Source organism: Chitinophaga pinensis DSM 2588 (genome assembly GCF_000024005.1).
GTDB lineage: Bacteria > Bacteroidota > Bacteroidia > Chitinophagales > Chitinophagaceae > Chitinophaga > Chitinophaga pinensis.
The window spans coordinates 1,652,442-1,669,506 of sequence record NC_013132.1 but is presented as its reverse complement, the minus strand read 5'-3'; the positions used below and the strand labels follow the sequence as shown (position 1 = coordinate 1,669,506).

The 17,065-nt window shown below is 40.7% G+C and carries 9 protein-coding genes and 1 tRNA gene; 4 read left to right on the top strand and 6 right to left on the bottom strand.

What is annotated here, in order from left to right:
- Positions 1–8: 8 nt before the first annotated feature.
- The 3 genes from dctA to gap form a co-directional block, all read right to left on the bottom strand.
- Complete coding sequence (gene dctA / locus CPIN_RS06930) at positions 9–1,265, bottom strand: C4-dicarboxylate transporter DctA (RefSeq protein WP_012789072.1); 1,257 nt, start codon at positions 1,263–1,265, stop codon at positions 9–11.
- Between the two features lie 85 nt (positions 1,266–1,350).
- Positions 1,351–2,547: a phosphoglycerate kinase gene (locus tag CPIN_RS06925; protein WP_012789071.1), complete on the bottom strand. Its 1,197-nt coding sequence runs from the start codon at positions 2,545–2,547 to the stop codon at positions 1,351–1,353.
- Between the two features lie 117 nt (positions 2,548–2,664).
- Complete coding sequence (gap, locus tag CPIN_RS06920) at positions 2,665–3,681, bottom strand: type I glyceraldehyde-3-phosphate dehydrogenase (RefSeq protein WP_012789070.1); 1,017 nt, start codon at positions 3,679–3,681, stop codon at positions 2,665–2,667.
- A 170-nt stretch (positions 3,682–3,851) separates the two neighbouring features.
- Here gap and CPIN_RS06915 point away from each other — a divergent pair.
- Positions 3,852–3,926 (top strand) — tRNA-Glu (locus CPIN_RS06915).
- Positions 3,927–4,496: 570 nt separating this feature from the next.
- On the opposite strand, the gene CPIN_RS06910 is transcribed toward CPIN_RS06915, so the two are convergent.
- Both CPIN_RS06910 and CPIN_RS06905 read right to left on the bottom strand, forming a co-directional pair.
- On the bottom strand, positions 4,497–8,888 hold the full coding sequence (locus tag CPIN_RS06910; RefSeq protein WP_012789068.1) for a DUF6443 domain-containing protein: 4,392 nt from the start codon (positions 8,886–8,888) through the stop codon (positions 4,497–4,499).
- A gap of 45 nt (positions 8,889–8,933) precedes the next feature.
- Entirely contained in the window at positions 8,934–12,323 is a 3,390-nt protein-coding gene (locus CPIN_RS06905; protein WP_012789067.1) for a hypothetical protein, read from the bottom strand.
- 251 nt (positions 12,324–12,574) lie between these two features.
- On the opposite strand from CPIN_RS06905, the gene CPIN_RS06895 reads away from it, so the two are divergent.
- Positions 12,575–13,686, top strand: a protein-coding gene (locus CPIN_RS06895) for an IS3 family transposase (RefSeq protein ID WP_148230517.1) whose coding sequence is annotated in 2 segments (ribosomal slippage) — positions 12,575–12,827 and positions 12,827–13,686 — 1,113 coding nt in all. Because the reading frame shifts where the segments join, the coding sequence is not laid out codon by codon here.
- 627 nt (positions 13,687–14,313) lie between these two features.
- The gene (locus CPIN_RS06890; protein ID WP_222838187.1) at positions 14,314–14,973 is read left to right on the top strand and encodes a DUF3667 domain-containing protein; all 660 of its coding nucleotides are present in this window, start codon (positions 14,314–14,316) and stop codon (positions 14,971–14,973) included.
- 350 nt (positions 14,974–15,323) lie between these two features.
- On the opposite strand, the gene CPIN_RS06885 is transcribed toward CPIN_RS06890, so the two are convergent.
- Positions 15,324–15,911, bottom strand: a complete 588-nt coding sequence (locus CPIN_RS06885; protein ID WP_044221029.1) for a Crp/Fnr family transcriptional regulator — start codon at positions 15,909–15,911, stop codon at positions 15,324–15,326.
- A gap of 249 nt (positions 15,912–16,160) precedes the next feature.
- On the opposite strand from CPIN_RS06885, the gene CPIN_RS06880 reads away from it, so the two are divergent.
- Positions 16,161–17,030 (top strand): helix-turn-helix domain-containing protein, encoded by an 870-nt coding sequence (locus CPIN_RS06880; RefSeq protein ID WP_012789062.1) that lies wholly within the window; start codon positions 16,161–16,163, stop codon positions 17,028–17,030.
- Positions 17,031–17,065: the final 35 nt, after the last annotated feature.

Here is a 17,065-nt window from a genome sequence, read left to right as displayed (position 1 = left end):
TGAAGGCGTTAAATGGTTGTTTGCTTCTTACCGGTAGCTGCCATATATTTTTCCATGTCAAATGCATCTTCGCTTTTTGCCATAACAATCGTCGCAACGCCATTTCCGATAAGGTTTGTGATAGCACGGGCTTCAGACATAAAGCGGTCCACTCCTATCAGGATACCGAGCCCTTCGAGGGGTATCACTTTTATAGCTGTCAGGGTGGATGTCAGTACGATGAATCCGCTGCCGGTAATGCCGGCGGCTCCTTTTGAGGTGATCATCAATATGCCGATGATCGTCAGCTGCTGCCAGATATCTAAAGGTACTTTAGAAACCTGAGCCAGAAATATCATTGCCATAGAAAGATAGATGCTGGTGCCATCAAGGTTGAAGGAATAGCCGGCAGGTACGACGAGTCCGACTACCTGTCTGGCGCATCCGAGGCGTTCCAATTTTTCCATTAAACCTGGCAGGGCGGATTCTGAGGAAGAGGTACCCAGTACGATCAGGAGTTCATTCCGGATAAACACCAGGTATTTCCAGAGACTGAATTCATATTTATAGGCGATTAGTCCCAGTATTACAAAGATGAACAGGAACATAGTCAGGTAGACGCATCCCATTAGCTTCAGCATAGGGTATAAGGCGCTCAGTCCGAAGCTACCAACGGTGAAGACCATTCCCCCAAAGGCGCCTATCGGCGCCAGTTTCATGATAAATTTGAGTATGTTGAAGAAGACTTCTGACAATTTTTCGAAAGTCAGCAGCAGGGAGTCTCCTACGCTTTTCATTTTCGTCAGTCCGTAACCGAAGAGGATTGCGAATACCAGTACCTGAATGATATCTCCTTTAGCAAAGGAATCGACCACGTTAGAGGGTACGATATGCATGAGAAACTCCGACCAGCTGAAATGAGTTGCCTGTTCCTGGTATTTCGCCACCTGTTCCGCGTTCACGTTCCTGGGTTTCATGCCGGTACCTGGTTGCAGGAGATTCGCCACGATCAGTCCGATAACAATGGCGAGCGTGGTCACCAGTTCGAAATACAGCAGGGCTTTCCCGCCTACACGGCCGACTTTCTTCATATCACCCATGCGGGCGATACCGAGGACGATAGTCAGGAAGATGATCGGGGCGATGAGCATTTTGATCAGATTAATGAAAATCTCGCTCATCATTTTACCGGTAGCAGCGGCAGAAGGGAATAGGGCGCCAGTGATAATACCAAGGAAGATAGCTACAATCACCTGGAAATAGAGATGGCGAAACAATTTACTCATACAGTCAAGATACAAAAAAACGCTTAACGCTGCATACGGCAGGTATGCAACGCCAAGCGTCTTTTAATATAGTGTACGGAATCGCTTAGCCTTTGATAGCAGCGATACCAGGAAGGGTTTTACCTTCGAAGAATTCGAGCAGTGCACCACCACCGGTAGATACGTAGCTTACTTTTTCAGCCAGACCGAACTGGTTTACAGCAGCTACGGAGTCACCACCACCTACCAGGGAGAATGCACCCTGTGCGGTAGCCAGTACGATAGCGTCGGCAACCGCTTTGGTACCGTTCTGGAAAGCTTTCATTTCGAATACGCCCATTGGACCATTCCAGAGGATAGTTTTGGACTGCTGGATTGTTTCGCTGAACAGCGCAACGGATTTCTCTCCTATATCCAGCCCCATCCAACCGGCTGGGATATTGTCATTACTAACGATCTGGGTGTTGGCATCAGCGGCAAACTTATCAGCAGCTACTGAGTCAACAGGCAGGATCAGCTGCACACCTTTTGCTTTGGCTTTAGCCAGCAGTTCGAGTGCCAGGTCCAGTTTATCATTTTCGCAGAGGGAGCTACCGATCTCTTTACCCAGTGCTTTCAGGAAGGTGTAAGCCATACCACCACCGATGATGATGTTATTTGCTTTTTCCATCAGGTTTTCGATGATCAGGATCTTGTCGCTCACTTTAGCACCACCCAGGATAGCGGTAAATGGAGTACCGGAACCGCTCAGTACTTTCTCGCCATTGCTAACTTCAGCTTCCATCAGCAGACCGAACATACGTTTGTCAGCAGCATAGAATTCAGCGATTACCGCTGTAGAAGCATGTGCACGGTGAGCGGTACCGAAGGCATCATTCACATATACATCACCCAGTTTGGATAATTTTTCAGCGAAGGCTTTGTCACCTTTTTCTTCTTCTTTATGGAAGCGCAGGTTTTCGAGCAGGAGTACTTCTCCGGACTGCAGTTTTGCAGCTGCTTCTTCTGCTACGGGACCGATGCAATCTTCCGCGAATTTCACGGTGGCGCCATCCAGTAATTTTACCAGGTGATATACCAGGTGTTTCAGGGAGTATTTGTCAGTAGGACCATCTTTCGGGCGGCCCAGGTGAGACATCAGGATTACGCTACCACCATCTTTCAGGATTTTCCTGATAGTTGGTACAGCGGCGGTCATACGGGTATCATCCGTGATCTCAAATTTATCATTAAGGGGCACGTTGAAATCTACGCGCACCACTGCTTTATGGCCACTAAAGTTAAAGTCGGAGAATTGACTCATTATGCAATTATTTAAAAGTGGGAGAAGTATACCGAGAGTAAAAGGTAAATGGTGAACAGTGAATGGTCTCTGTGAGTCCATTTACCATTCACCATTTACAGATATAGCGTTTATAGCTTATTTGTTGATCAGACCAGCGAAGTATTTCACTGTACGAACGAGCTGAGAAACGTAGCTCATTTCGTTATCGTACCAGGATACAGTTTTCACCAGTTGTTTATCGCCAACAGTGATAACTTTCGTCTGAGTAGCATCATACAGTGAACCGTAGTTGATACCAACGATGTCAGTGCTTACGATTTCATCTTCAGTATAACCGAAAGATTCGTTAGCGGCAGCTTTCATTGCAGCGTTTATTTCTTCAGCGGTTACTTTCTTCTTCAGAACGGAAACCAGTTCAGTCAGGGAGCCAGTGATAGTTGGAACACGCTGTGCGTTACCATCCAGTTTACCTTTCAGGGAAGGCAGTACCAGGCCGATTGCTTTAGCAGCACCGGTGCTGTTTGGAACGATGTTAGCTGCAGCGGCACGAGCACGGCGCAGGTCACCTTTTGGATGCGGAGCGTCCAGGGTGTTCTGGTCATTGGTGTAAGCGTGGATGGTGGTCATAGTACCCAGTTCGATACCGAAGGAATCATCCAGTACTTTCGCCATTGGCGCCAGACAGTTCGTAGTACATGAAGCGCAGGAGATGATAGTTTCGCTACCATCGAGGATATCATGGTTTACGTTGAAAACTACTGTTTTCAGGTCGCCGGTAGCAGGAGCAGAGATTACTACTCTTTTAGCGCCTGCGGTCAGGTGAGCTGCTGCTTTATCTTTATCTGCAAAGAAACCTGTAGATTCAATCACCACATCAATACCATGCTCTTTCCAGGGAATTTGTGAAGGATCTCTCTGTGCGTATATTTTTACCTCATTACCGTCAACGGTGATGGCGTTATCAGAATGCTTAACTTCTGAATCGAAACGACCCTGTGCAGAATCGTACTTCAACAGATGAGCTAATACAGCGGGACTTGTAAGGTCATTAATAGCTACCACGTCTATGCCTGGCATCTTGTAGATCTGACGGTATACTAAGCGGCCAATACGACCGAAACCATTAATACCGATTTTAAGAGTAGTTCCCATTTTACACTGAGTTTGTTGAGATTGAAAAAAATTGAGTAGCGAATTTACAAGCTATAGCGGGATAAAGCAATATAAATTTAAGTTAAGCAACTTTTTTTTGGAAATATGAAAATACCGCTTACCTTTGCAGTCCTCTAAACATGGTGATCATGTCTGAGGCGAAAAGATCAGCCGCGTTGGTCAATCGGCTAAGACGCCTCCCTTTCACGGAGGAATGACGGGTTCGACTCCCGTACGCGGTACCAACACGGACGGAGATAGTACGAAAGTATTATCTCCGTTTTTATTTTGTGGTAATTCGTGGGCCTGACGGGCGATAGACAGGAAGACTTCATTTACGCGCGTGGTTCGACACTCGTCGTTTTTCCGGTTGTAGGACATTCCTTCCATTTCCTTAAAAAAGACCAATGCTACGGTCCGACCGCACAGGATAAACTTTTTCCTGAAATGATCGACATAAATTTCCCTTCTACTCAATGAGCACTAAGTGCCTGGTATCAATACGGAGCCTTATAGAAGTTAAACACTAATAACCAATTATGTGCCTAATTGATTGAAATTACTTTGCCGAAATAGTAAAGGGACTGTCATATGACAGTCCCTTTACTATTTCGGCAAAGTGATTTGAGGAATATACTTGCAAATTATCCTCTAAGATTGCCCAGGATGTTTGTTAAACATTTCTAGACTACTGACGTTTCCTAAACACCATTCTTAACACTATGTATGCCAATACTGCCACGAAGATGGCAAAGAAATACTTATCTAAATATGCAAGCATTTCAGCGATTCTGTGTTGTTCTGTATCCATAAAATTATTCTTCGATGTCTTCCGGTGCCAGAAATGATCCACTTAACGTTATTTGCCCTTTATAAATATTACCATAAATAACCACGTGATGTGTTTCTCCACTTGTTTGTTTAGTCTCCGTCCCAATTTTCGCTCCAAAAGATCCACCTTCTTTTGTCATTTCAGCCGATACAGATTCTTCTACTCCTAATGTCGCTTCGAAATACAACTTATAGGTGACCACCCCCTGGAAAATTTGTTGGTCGAAGTCTCCGATAGATTTAATTTCTCCATGCTTACCTCCTATTGAAAAATCAAATTTTTCAATTTTATTTGTCTTTTCATTAAACATTATCTTAACAAGGACCGTATTATTAGTTAGCGCAACCCGTGCTCTTTTAACGAGAGAAATAATCTGAGGTTCAGGTGCGGGGTCAGCTTTGTTCTCCTTCTTACTACCAGTCTTTTTTGCTCCTTTTCCTGGCCCTTGTTCCCCCAAGATCATATCGAGAAAAGATCCGTTCTCATCCATTTTTTTTGCCATCTGTTTACGTTCTATTAGAGCATCCTCATTAAGGACATTCTCTAATGCTTTTTTAGACTCAGACGTCACTGCGTTGTCAGAACTCATTTTTTTAGATTGCTTTGACATCATCCCAACACTATTTTTGTCTAAGTTATCTTCTGGTAACATCCCATCTGGATCTATAAAACGTAAAGGATTATTATATGCATAAACATATGGCGACCACCTTCTGCTGAGATTTGCCAAAGGATCGATATTATGCCACAATCCTAATTGGGCGTCATAGTTTCTAGCTCCATAATCATATTGCTCCAAACCACTACCATCCATAAATTCATCAATCTGGGCCTCTTTTCCATTAAACCTCATTCTATTGCCTAGAGATCCAGCGGCCTTTGTGCTGATTCCTTTCATTACTAACCCAAACGGATAATAATGTGTTTCCTCCAGCAAAGGTCCACTATTTAATCCTAAAATCACATTGTCAAAATAAACATCCTGCTGACTTTCATTACTTGTATAAACGTATAAATACCCGCTCTTTGCCACACTCATCTTCTCTACCGCCAATTCCTGTAACTCATCCGGACTAGCCTTTACCTGTCGTACACCACTATTCTGTTCTACCAATTTAAAATCATCATCAAATAGTACAAAATTTAAATATGCCTTGGGACGATTTGATTGCCCATTGTCATTATTTTTTTCCTTTAATCGCTGATATGTGTTACCATAAAAATCACTATTAAACGGTGTTGTATTTGAAACCATTACAACATTATGCTCTCCGTTTCTCACAGAATTCCCTCCAAATGCCTGTAGAAGTCCAGCCAACATATCTTCGACCGGAGCCTGTTTATCATCATCCTTAGGCCCCTGGGACTTGTAAAACGCTCGCGCATTGACCCGTACAGTATCACCTGCCATTACCCGTAACACAAGTGATGGACCAATTTTTTTCCCACCTGTCTTACCATTTAACCGGGCAACTGATTTGTTTTTTTCTGTTGTATTATCCTGTGGATAACCGGTGGGAGTTTCTACCCTTGTTTCTTCTATATTACTGAATAAAGCGGCTTCTTTCGCCCCTGCATCCACTTCCATTGAAGCTGCGTACATAGTAAAGTCAGTCTGGTCTGTGAGCACAGTCCTGATGTTACCGAGATGATCTTTTTCAAAATAATCATAAGCATACCGAACCGACTCTCCTGTTTTATAAACAGGTCTTATTCTGCCCTCTTCGTGACTTATGAATTCAAGACTATCTTGTTTATATACAAATGCTCCAACATAGTCTGTGACAGTAGTCTTAGGAGAGTTACCTGTATTATCAATCACTGTTTTCGACAATTTACGACCTGCGGCATCATATGTATAGGTAATCGTTCCTTTTCCCACCATCGTAATTACAGTCGGTAAATTCAGATGATTATAAGTAATTGAAGTTATTCTTTTGTTCTGGTCGGCAACCATGTTTCCATTGTTATCATAGTAATAGTCCTGAACACCAGTATTAAGATCTATGAAGTCACCCAGCTTTGCAGACTTTGTAATTGATGAATCTACATCCTTTACACCTAGCAGCCTGTTACTGTTAGCGGAGTAGGTATATACGAGGCTATCTATTGTTTTGCTAGTTGTACCTACCAATCCTTTCTGTAACATGGTTTTAATGTTTCCATTGGCATCGTAACTCAAATTACTGACAGAAAAATCTTTCGTTCCCTGAGACCAATTCACGCCATTTCTTTGCGTAAAAAAGGCACTCAGCAGGCGATTTGCTCTATCATAGCTATAACCATAAGCATAGGTGCTATCTGCCCTTGTTTTCCACTTTACACCTGCAATATTGCCATTATATTGGTTGTTTGTAAAACCGTAATCATAACTTATCTCCTGACCAAACCAGTTAGATGTAAGATTTCCACTGTTAACAAAATTCCGATTAATTCCTAGTGGCCATCCCTGTATATTATAAGTATAGTTCAAAGTATCAAGCAAGGCTCCTGATGATGAAACACCTAAGCGTTTAAGACGCATACGTCCCAACTCATCGTAACTGTTAGAGACAATTATTTTCTCCTTACTGACATCATCATTCAATCTCTTTGTAATATTTAATAGACGCCCTCCATTATCATAAGTCATACTTGTCAGAACCGTCGTCTGAGGAACTACACTTTTCGGATTCTGATGACGTAGATAGCTGGCGAGAATAACACCCTTGAAGCTGTAACGAGTTGAAATGACATCTTTACCTCCAAGATTATTTTCACTAATAAGCTGCAGCACCCTTCCCTTATCATCGTAATAATTTGTCGTCGTAAGCCAATTATCCGTTCCCAACACTCTCACTCTACCACCTGTAACCAGACCATCTGTAAGATTGGTTACAGGTCTTCTATCCGGGAATAATGTATCTGCGACCTGCAATTGAGCAGTATCCAGACCAACAAAAGCGAGCTTCCCTGGATAGTTATAGTTATCATAAAAAGTATAAGCCAATGGCGTTAATAAAGAAGGAGATATATTGGGAAGTGGATTGTTTGCCAGTAAAGAAATTGTATCACCTGTAGATGGTTTAGTTTCCATAACCATTTCACCGTTACCTGAGTCAAAGTCTTCAAATACTGTAATACTATTTGTTGCCGTGTATAAAGACCTCCCGTCATGTTCATAAACAGCTAAATCTGCTTTTGCCGGAGCTACATAAGAAATCGTTGCTGAAGCAACTGCGGCATCGACACTCTTCTGTAAATCCTCAAGCGAGATGGTATTTTTATAAATAGCAGTCATCGTCGGACGATTCAGATCATCATAAAACGTTGCTATCCACTCCATTGGCACCTTGGACCGCTGTATTGAATCTTGCGCAAATACAACTCTGTCACGGCTATCGTAAACCAATAAAGTACGACCAGCTCCTGGCGCTCGCTTAACGATCATCCTCTGACGAGCGTCATACTGATAGTGATAGCATAAGCCAGTATCTACAGCCGCTGTTATGGTCCAGTTACCTTTGATTGCTTCTACCCCAGAAGGAGGAATTACATATCGCAGATTTCCCATATCATCATATACATAGTAAGTACAAAGCCAACCAAATGCACCTGTAGAGGGAACGTCACTGATCTGTATTTTTTTTAGAATAATCCTGCTATCTTTATCCTTATATTCAACCGTCTGATTTCCGTGCTCATTTATTGAAACAATTTTGCTCAATTGCCCATTCGCATAACTACTAGTACTGACAGGAAATGTGGATCCCATCGTCCAGATTCTTACGGAATCACCTATTCCATTTACCAGATAACGTGTCTCCACGGGTCTATTTATCCAACTATTCCCCGGAGCATACATTTTTAATTCCCGATCCAAGGGAGATAATTCAATTTCCTTCTTAGTATAAAAAATATTCTCTCCTGAAAGTCCTGGATTTAAAATACCATTTTTATAAAAAGAGTTTTGCGCAGAAAAAGGATCCCGCTTAAATTTACCATCTCCTGATGCCTGATGAGTATATTGAAGATAACTATACTGTTCGCGACCATATGGATCGTATATAAACATTTGTACCAGGTCTCTTCCATTGGGACTTACTCCCTTCGCGACCCTCTGTATAGCACGTCCTAAACCGTCGAGATATTCAGTAGTTTGTTTAACCTCCCTGACTAACCTCGTTGGAGAGGTAATTGCATTCGTATCCTTCAGCGGCGCCTCCGGCTCCCAGGTTCTTACATAATTAATGGTGGTATGTGTATATGGAGAAGGAGTAGTTACAGGCGTTGCGGCTCCCAGGCTTCCACCTGGCTTCTGCGCGAATAAACTTGCCGGCAGAATAATGGCGACAGCCAATAGTTTAATATTTATGATATACTGATTAATACTCATAATACTTTACAATGTATCTTAATTGCTTAAATCGGGTTTGTTCAATCATTGAGTTATTGAAGCGCCATATTTATATTCATACAGTTTAAGGATTGCACCATCACCATCCTTCACCGCCCTCAACCTACCTAAACCATCATATTCATAATAACTTGTGTATCTTCTGATATCTGTCATACTTGTCATTCCAACAAGTGGAGAATATGTATAAGTAATGATTTTAGCGGTTTTTAATCTTGCATCACTCCTTAAAGGCGCAAGGAATAAGTTTACCTCTTCATCAGTAGGAGATTTGGTCTCGAATGCTGCAATATTTGCACTTCCCAATATTGCTGAAATAGTTGCACTGCTGGCATTTTTTATCTCTGCAATAGGAAATTGACGCGAATAGCTCCACAAATAAATTGTATTAAACGTACTTTCATCTATTATTTCCCGCACATTTTGCGTTGTAGAATTGTAAACCAGTGACTGCATTTTTTTATAAAGCGGAGGTAATACTGTGTAGGAAGTATATGCAACAGGAGCTACCGGGGCAGATGAGTAAAATATTGCCCGGCCTTCAACATTTCCTGCTTCATTGTAGGTTAATATATTACCAAATGTCACGTTCCCATTTACCCTCCGTTCCTGTTGTATCGGTAAAGCAAGGATGTTTTTTGATATGAGGTTATTGTAATTGATATCACCTGTATACTTTGTTATAGTTTCTGTAGATTCCTGTTTACTATTTACCGATAATACCCGGTTAATATCATGATATTTATTATACTCATAGCTTGTTTCAACAACTATTGAGTCTGTTCCAACATACTCCTTGGATATTTCCTTCTTCCTCAATATTTTCCCACATGATACATAATAGTTATAGTAATAGAATCGACTGGGATTATTAATAAAAAGTACCCCATTGAATGCATGATATAAATCGGGTTCATATTCTATTAATTTTAAGATTTTAACCTTCCTTACCGGTAATTCATTATACTCATATTCCACAGCACTAACAGGTACAAAATTATTATTCTCATACTTGTAATTCTTCACCTTCAAAAGGTCATTGCTACGCCAGCTCGGATAAATAATAGTATTGTAAGGATATTTCCAGCTTGATTTAGGCTCATAATCTCCTACGGCGCGATTATAATAGTACTCTGTTTTGCCATTGGGGGTGCCATCCGGTGCAATAAGTTTCTCTTGTACCATTGTATAGTTTACCGGACAACCTTTATTATATCCAAGTTCAACCTGGCTTTCTGAAGAAAACCACATCATTTTCACCAAATCAGAACTAGCATTGATACCAGTATACAATTTGGGATAACGATAAAAATTATTTCCTGGCGTCGTAATAAGTTCCCCAACTCCTACATTATATTTTGTATCACCATATTCGTACATCTTTCTTGTAATAATTGAATCGTTAGATTCGTAGTTCGAGATCCTTTTTACTCTTAAACCACCCGCCTGTATCGGCTGTACATTTTCTATTGTTGAGACCTCCCAATATTTGTATGTCAACAAAGATTCAATATATGGGCTGTTGCATATACTAAAGTCTGATTCTGTAACGCCGTTAGTCCGGGCCTCTAATCTGAATCTATCTCCCGGATGAATTGTAATTTGCTGATTTACTGTTTTTCGTTGTCCCTTTTCACTTGGCGACTGCTCAAAGTTGTAGACTGAATTATTGGACAGATTTGTCAGCTTGAAGGTCATGGATTGTGCGTTCTGTGTATATTTATATCCACTGAAACTTACAGTCAGATTAGCACTTGTTGATGATGATCCAATATCCTCAGTGATCGTAAATTCTAAGCTATTATTAGCAGGTACGCCATTAAGAAAATCAACCAGGTCACAACTTGGTAAACGGTTTATTGCATACAAACTGACAGATTTCAAACGTTCAACCTTGTTCTCCTGCTGTTGCTTATTAAGGTAATAATTAGGCTCGAAATCGTAGACTGTATATCCTCCGGTCGGGTATGTAATTTTTTTCAAACTACCTGCCTTCATATAGTTGAAATCAGCGTCACGATTTGAACCAACATAAACCGGGGATCCGTCATATAGTTTAGTATAAAATGTACGAGGAATTAAGGTTTCATTGGTCTTTCCATTATAATACCCCCAGAAGTCCTGTGGGGTTGTATTCCTAGGAGGCAATGGTGTAGCATCATATTCAAACTTGAAATCATTAATGAACATTCCTTTTTTATCATAAAAAGCGACTCCATTTAATTTCAGACTCTTTTTCTTAACCTCAGGGATATCTATGTTAATTAATGGCTTCCCCCATGCGGTTCTTTCAAAATAACTATTATTCAGAAACGCTACCGTCTGTATCAAATTCCTTTTGCTATCAAAAACATTAAATCCGGTTATTCTAAAACGGGAACCGGGATTACCAGGATAGTCCAATCTGTCATCAGCGCTGGTAAACTCTAGTGAACCATTCCTAAAAAGAACTTTATCCAGAACCTGGACATCTGGAATTGTCGTGGTCATAGATGTTATGCTTGTCGCATCAAAGTTTTGTCCATTGGCATCAATTGTAGAAAGCTGACCTCCATCATCCAAAATATAACGGGTGGTATTTACTACCTTCGTTTCTAAATAATGGCCTTTTTTGTACTTAAAAAATATAGTATCCGAATTATCTGCAGAAATAATTTCCGATAAATAGTAGCCAGATATATATCTCCCGCTTTCAACTGTTCCGTTAGCAACACCATCGTCAACAGAGGAATAATTTGTAATACTGGTTTCAACAGTAGCCGTCCCATCCAGCGCCTTGCCAAATCTGTAGGTATTACCAACTTTATCCTTTGCAATAATTATATTATTTACAAAATCGGCGGTATACTTATTTGAATCTAGATTCATACTTATAAGCCTTCCTGTACTATCCAAGCAGAACTCATCACGAAATAAATTGGTGTTTACTGAAAAATTATCCGGTTCCTTATCCAGATTTACAGCGGAAGCCAAATACGCATTATTACCAATTTTTCCCGCGGCGTCCAGTTCATCAATTGAATTATAATTGGGAATAGATTTACCGGTTATTAAAAATCCCCAGCTTCCCTCATCGGCCTTATCTCTGACAACTCTTGCAATAGCTCCTCCTGCGTTCAGTGTCCATCCAAGTCCCACAAACGAGGATTCCTGATCTAACTTTATCCCACTGGCATGATAAGATAAAGATATTGGCAGTTCCAATTTCCCTCCCTTTATTGTATATAACGGTATTGATATAGAGGGTACACCCGTTGATTGCTCTACCTTATATTCTCCATACTGACCGAGCGCCGCCACATTGGGAGAGTGCGCCGTATAATTGGGTATTTCCAGCCCTCCTTGCGCCTGCGCCATAACACGTATGAATGGCGATACAAGTGCAAATAATAATATTGTTATTTTAGTCTTCATAGCCTATTGTATTAGAGAACTCCTGTCATCAGACATTAGCTCGGCATCCAGTTTAATGTTATTGAAAGATTGTTTTTTTAGTGGCACGTTAAACAATTTAAGAGACACGTCTCTTTCTATAATTATCATTTGAGGTGAATAATATTTAGATAAGGATCTCGGGGATTACCCAACAGCTACTGTAAGTACCCCTTAACGGCAGACAGTTTAAAATTAGATAAAAGTGTTAATTTTAAACTAATCTGTTCATCATGAAAAAAACAAGATTTACAGAATCCCAGATTGTTTCTATCCTTAAACAACAAGAATCCGGGATACCGACCAAAGAGATCTGCCGACAACACGGCATTTCAGAAGCGACTTTCTATAATTGGAAGAGTCGTTATGGAGGTATGGAAGCCTCAGATGTAAGGCGTTTGAAAGATCTAGAAGAAGAAAATGCGCGTCTGAAAAGGATGTATGCTGATGTATCCCTGGATAATCAACTTCTTAAAGATCTCTTCACAAAAAAAGGCTGGGCCCTGCCACCCAAAGACAAATAGCGCATGAGCTGGTTAGTGAAGAAGGTATTTCTGTGAGTAGGGCCTGTAGACTTGTATCCTTTCCACGATCTCAATTCTATTACAATAGCCGTAAGAATGATAATGCAGTTATTATTGCATTGCAGGAATTGGCTTTTAAGCATCCTAATTACGGCTTCAGGAAGCTATCCTCTTATTTGCGGAGGGCAGGCCATAAATGGAATCATAAACGGATTTACCGTGTTTATAGGCTATTAAAACTCAACAAACGTAGGAAAGGGAAAAGACGATTACCCGCCCGGATAAAGCAACCACTGATCAGGCAACAAATGATTAACGTTAGTTGGAGTATGGATTTTATGAGTGATAGTATGACTGGTAATAGACGCTTCCGGACTTTTAATGTAATGGATGACTGTTCAAGAGAAGCATTGGCTATTGAGATCGATACATCCCTATCTGCCAAGAGGGTTACGCGGGTACTGGACCGAATATTGACAACACGTGGTAAGCCGAATAGTATACGAGTAGATAATGGACCGGAGTTCACTTCTACAAAGTTTTGCCTATGGTGCAAAACGAATAATATCATCGTTCAATACATCCAGCCAGGTAAGCCAATGCAAAACGGATATATAGAAAGGTTTAACCGTCTATATCGTGAGGCTGTTCTTGATGCATACTTATTTTTTGACCTTAACCAGGTACGAGAGTTAACAGAGGAGTGGCTGGAAGAATACAATCAGCGTAGACCACATGAAGCATTAAATAATCTTACCCCAGAAGAGTGGAAAAACATGGTTCTTGAAGAAACGATTCTCCAGAAGAATACTGTTTGCTAAACGGGGTACTTACACTACAATGGCTATTATATTAATAGCAAGATATAGGATAACATTTTCATACAACTTGTTGATTAATTACATGTAGTTTAATCTTCTTATGCGAAGAGCCCTGACACTTATAACAACACTAGCAAAAGCTAAGGGGTAGATTATAAGTATTTTGAGAACATAACAGGTTTGAACGATCAGTATACCCAGGGATGACCCCAATATTTAGATGGACAATTTATAGCTACGAACAATTTTTGACAATATCTCATTTGTATAGGTTGAACAATTCTAATAGTCATTCAAAATATTGGCAGTAAATAATTCAAATGAAACGTGAAGTTTCGTAAAGCTACTGATAGTCACTATACCACATTAGTTGTATATGAATACACGAAACACTGTAAGTCGAAATAATGCAAAATAATTCATCACTACGCAAGTAATCTGCGTACTATTCTACACCAAAGTGTAGCAGAGAAAAAAATAAATCTACTGACGTTTGCAAAAACCTTTTACAGATATAAGAAGACATCCAAGCCATAAACTACACCCTCTATGCATAACAATATAGCGATCTGCAAACACTGCAATATTACAATTGACAATAAATTTTGTGGCAATTGTGGTCAACCGATGCAGCTTAAAAGAGTTGATAAAGACTATATTTTACATGAAATATGGCACATCCTGCATTTTGAAAAAGGCATATTTTATACTATCAAAGAAATGCTCGTCAGACCCGGAAAAAATGTAAAGGAGTTTATTGTAGAAAACAGGAGCAGACTGGTAAAACCAATCATCTTCATCATCGTCACCTCACTCATTTATACAATTATCATTAACCTATTCCACATCGAAAAAGAATATATATCCTATCATGGAACGGAGCAAACAGAACACGCTGCAATGAATTTAATTTTCGCATGGGTACAACATCACTATGGTTATGCTAATATCTTAATGGGATTAGGTATTGCCTTTTGGACCAAACTCTTTTTCAGAAAGTATGATTACAATTTTTTCGAGATACTGATCCTGATATGTTTCGTCATGGGAATAGCGATGCTGATCTATGCTGTCTTTGCGTTTTTCGAAGGATTAACAAAGTTATCGCTGATGCAGATTTCAGGGATATTATCCATACTATATTGTACATGGGCAATCGGGCAATTCTTTGACCAAAAGAAAGTGACCAGTTACCTAAAAGCCTTCGCCGCCTATCTGCTGGGGATGCTTACATTTTTGCTTTCACTGGGACTTTTAGGGATCCTGGTGGAACTTATCAAACACTGAGACCTGCACACGATTCAGGTCATCATTTTAACTTAAGTGAAAAATGGATTGACCGGTACTGCGGACCTTTGACATGAGAAACAACAAATACAACATCATGTCAACGTCATACTATCATACAACAACATACAGTCAGGATGATCATTAGCGGTGGTCAATCAGTAATTGGCGGTATTCCCTTTATTGTGATGGCCAACGTACCTACCATGGGTATAAACAGCCTGGCCGGGATATGCCGCATTTGGCGTCTTTTATTACCTGCTTGCCGCATTTCACCTGTCCAGAACGGCTGATATGAAAAGCGCCATATAAGTGTATGAAAAATCGCCGGTTCAGGGCAGTTTATCCTATTAGCGTTTCACCCGTTTTCTGATCCTGCTTAATGAAGGATTCGTGATTCCCAGAAAAGATGAAATATGATAAGCAGGAATCCTTTCGATGATATTCGGATGTTCATCTAACAAGCGCAGGTATCGTTCTTCATGGGAGAAAAACATGAATTCTTCTGCACGTGTCTGTGCATAAGCAAAGAACAATTCCGCCAGCAGTTTTCCGAAATGCAGCCAGTTGGTATTCTTCGCATAAAGGCTATGGAGATCCCTGTAGGATATAAAGATAATTTCCGCATCTTCCATCGCCTCTATATAGTACCAACAAGGGTTTTGAGAGATAAAACTTCTGAAAGAAACGACGAACTGATTCTCAGAAAAAAAGAAGATATTTTTATCCGTCTCCGTTTTAGGATCATGATAGTAAATACGGAAAATACCTTTTACGACTAGTCCGAGATCGTTGCAGACCATACTCTGCATATTAAAAAAGTCGCCTTTATTGATCTTCCGTGTTTTCCAGAATGTCTCGCTCTCTGCGATGTCTTTTTCTGTCAAAGCCGCGAAATTCTTTAGATGCTGCGCGAGGATCTCGTTGTTTTCAGTCATGATCGTCATATTAAAGGATATAAATTCCTCCTGATACATTCACAGGTATCAGGCAAAGTATCCAAATTTCCGCAACTGGATATCTCTGCATTTTAACTTAAGTGAAAAGTTGACCTGAATTTAACGAATCCTTAGCAGTTTCATTTGCGGCAGAGGAAAGATTTGACCAACATACCACCCTTGGGTATATAATATGACAATTCATAAAAATCGGGAGTTAAATTTCTTTGAATTGTATAAATTTGAAGAATGGCGACGATAATGATGAAAAAGGCTAAAGGGCAATTCAGGGTAGCCGGTATTAATGAAGGCAAGTGCACCCTGGATTCCTATAATCGCAGGGACTTTTATAAAATCAGTCTCGTTACAGAGGGATCTCCATGCAGCCTACGTTATGGGTCATTACCAGACATTTACGTTGACAAACCGGCCCTGATGCTGGTCAATCCGATTGTGCCTTATAATTGGACGGTTCCGGAAAGGCTCATTCCTGCTGATGGGTATTTTTGTGTATTTAACGACGAATTTATCCGCGCCAGCGCACAACTTTCCGGTCTTATGGATCGCCTGTTCACCACCCAGGAGTCTCCCGTTTACTTCCCGGACGCCGTTACGCAACAGTTCTTAACAGGGTTATTTATCCGGATGCGTTCCGACGCTGACATGGATTACACAGATAAGGACGAGTTATACCGTAGCCATCTCAGCCTGATATTCCATGAGGCCATCAAAATGCGACGTACAACAGATACAGCGGAGAACGGGATTCCCCGTGTTGCTGCCGAATTCATCCGCCTGTTAAACCATCAGTTCCCCATAGACATGCCTTTACAGCCGATCTCCCTTAAAAAGGCATCCGATTATGCGGACCGTATCGCTGTACACGTAAACCATTTAAATATGGCGGTACAGAAAGCAACAGGGAAGTCCACCACTATGCACATCAGCGAGCGCTTATTTGCTGAAGCAAAATCATTACTGAGCTATACAGAATACACCCTGGCGGACATTGCAGCTGGCCTCGGCTTCGAATACCAGAGCTATTTCAACCGGTTTTTTAAGAAGTATGCAGGCGTCACACCCTCCGACTATCGCAAAAACTTTGAAAAGTATAAATAGTACTTTGAAAAGTCTTCGGTAGGAAAGGCTGGTCG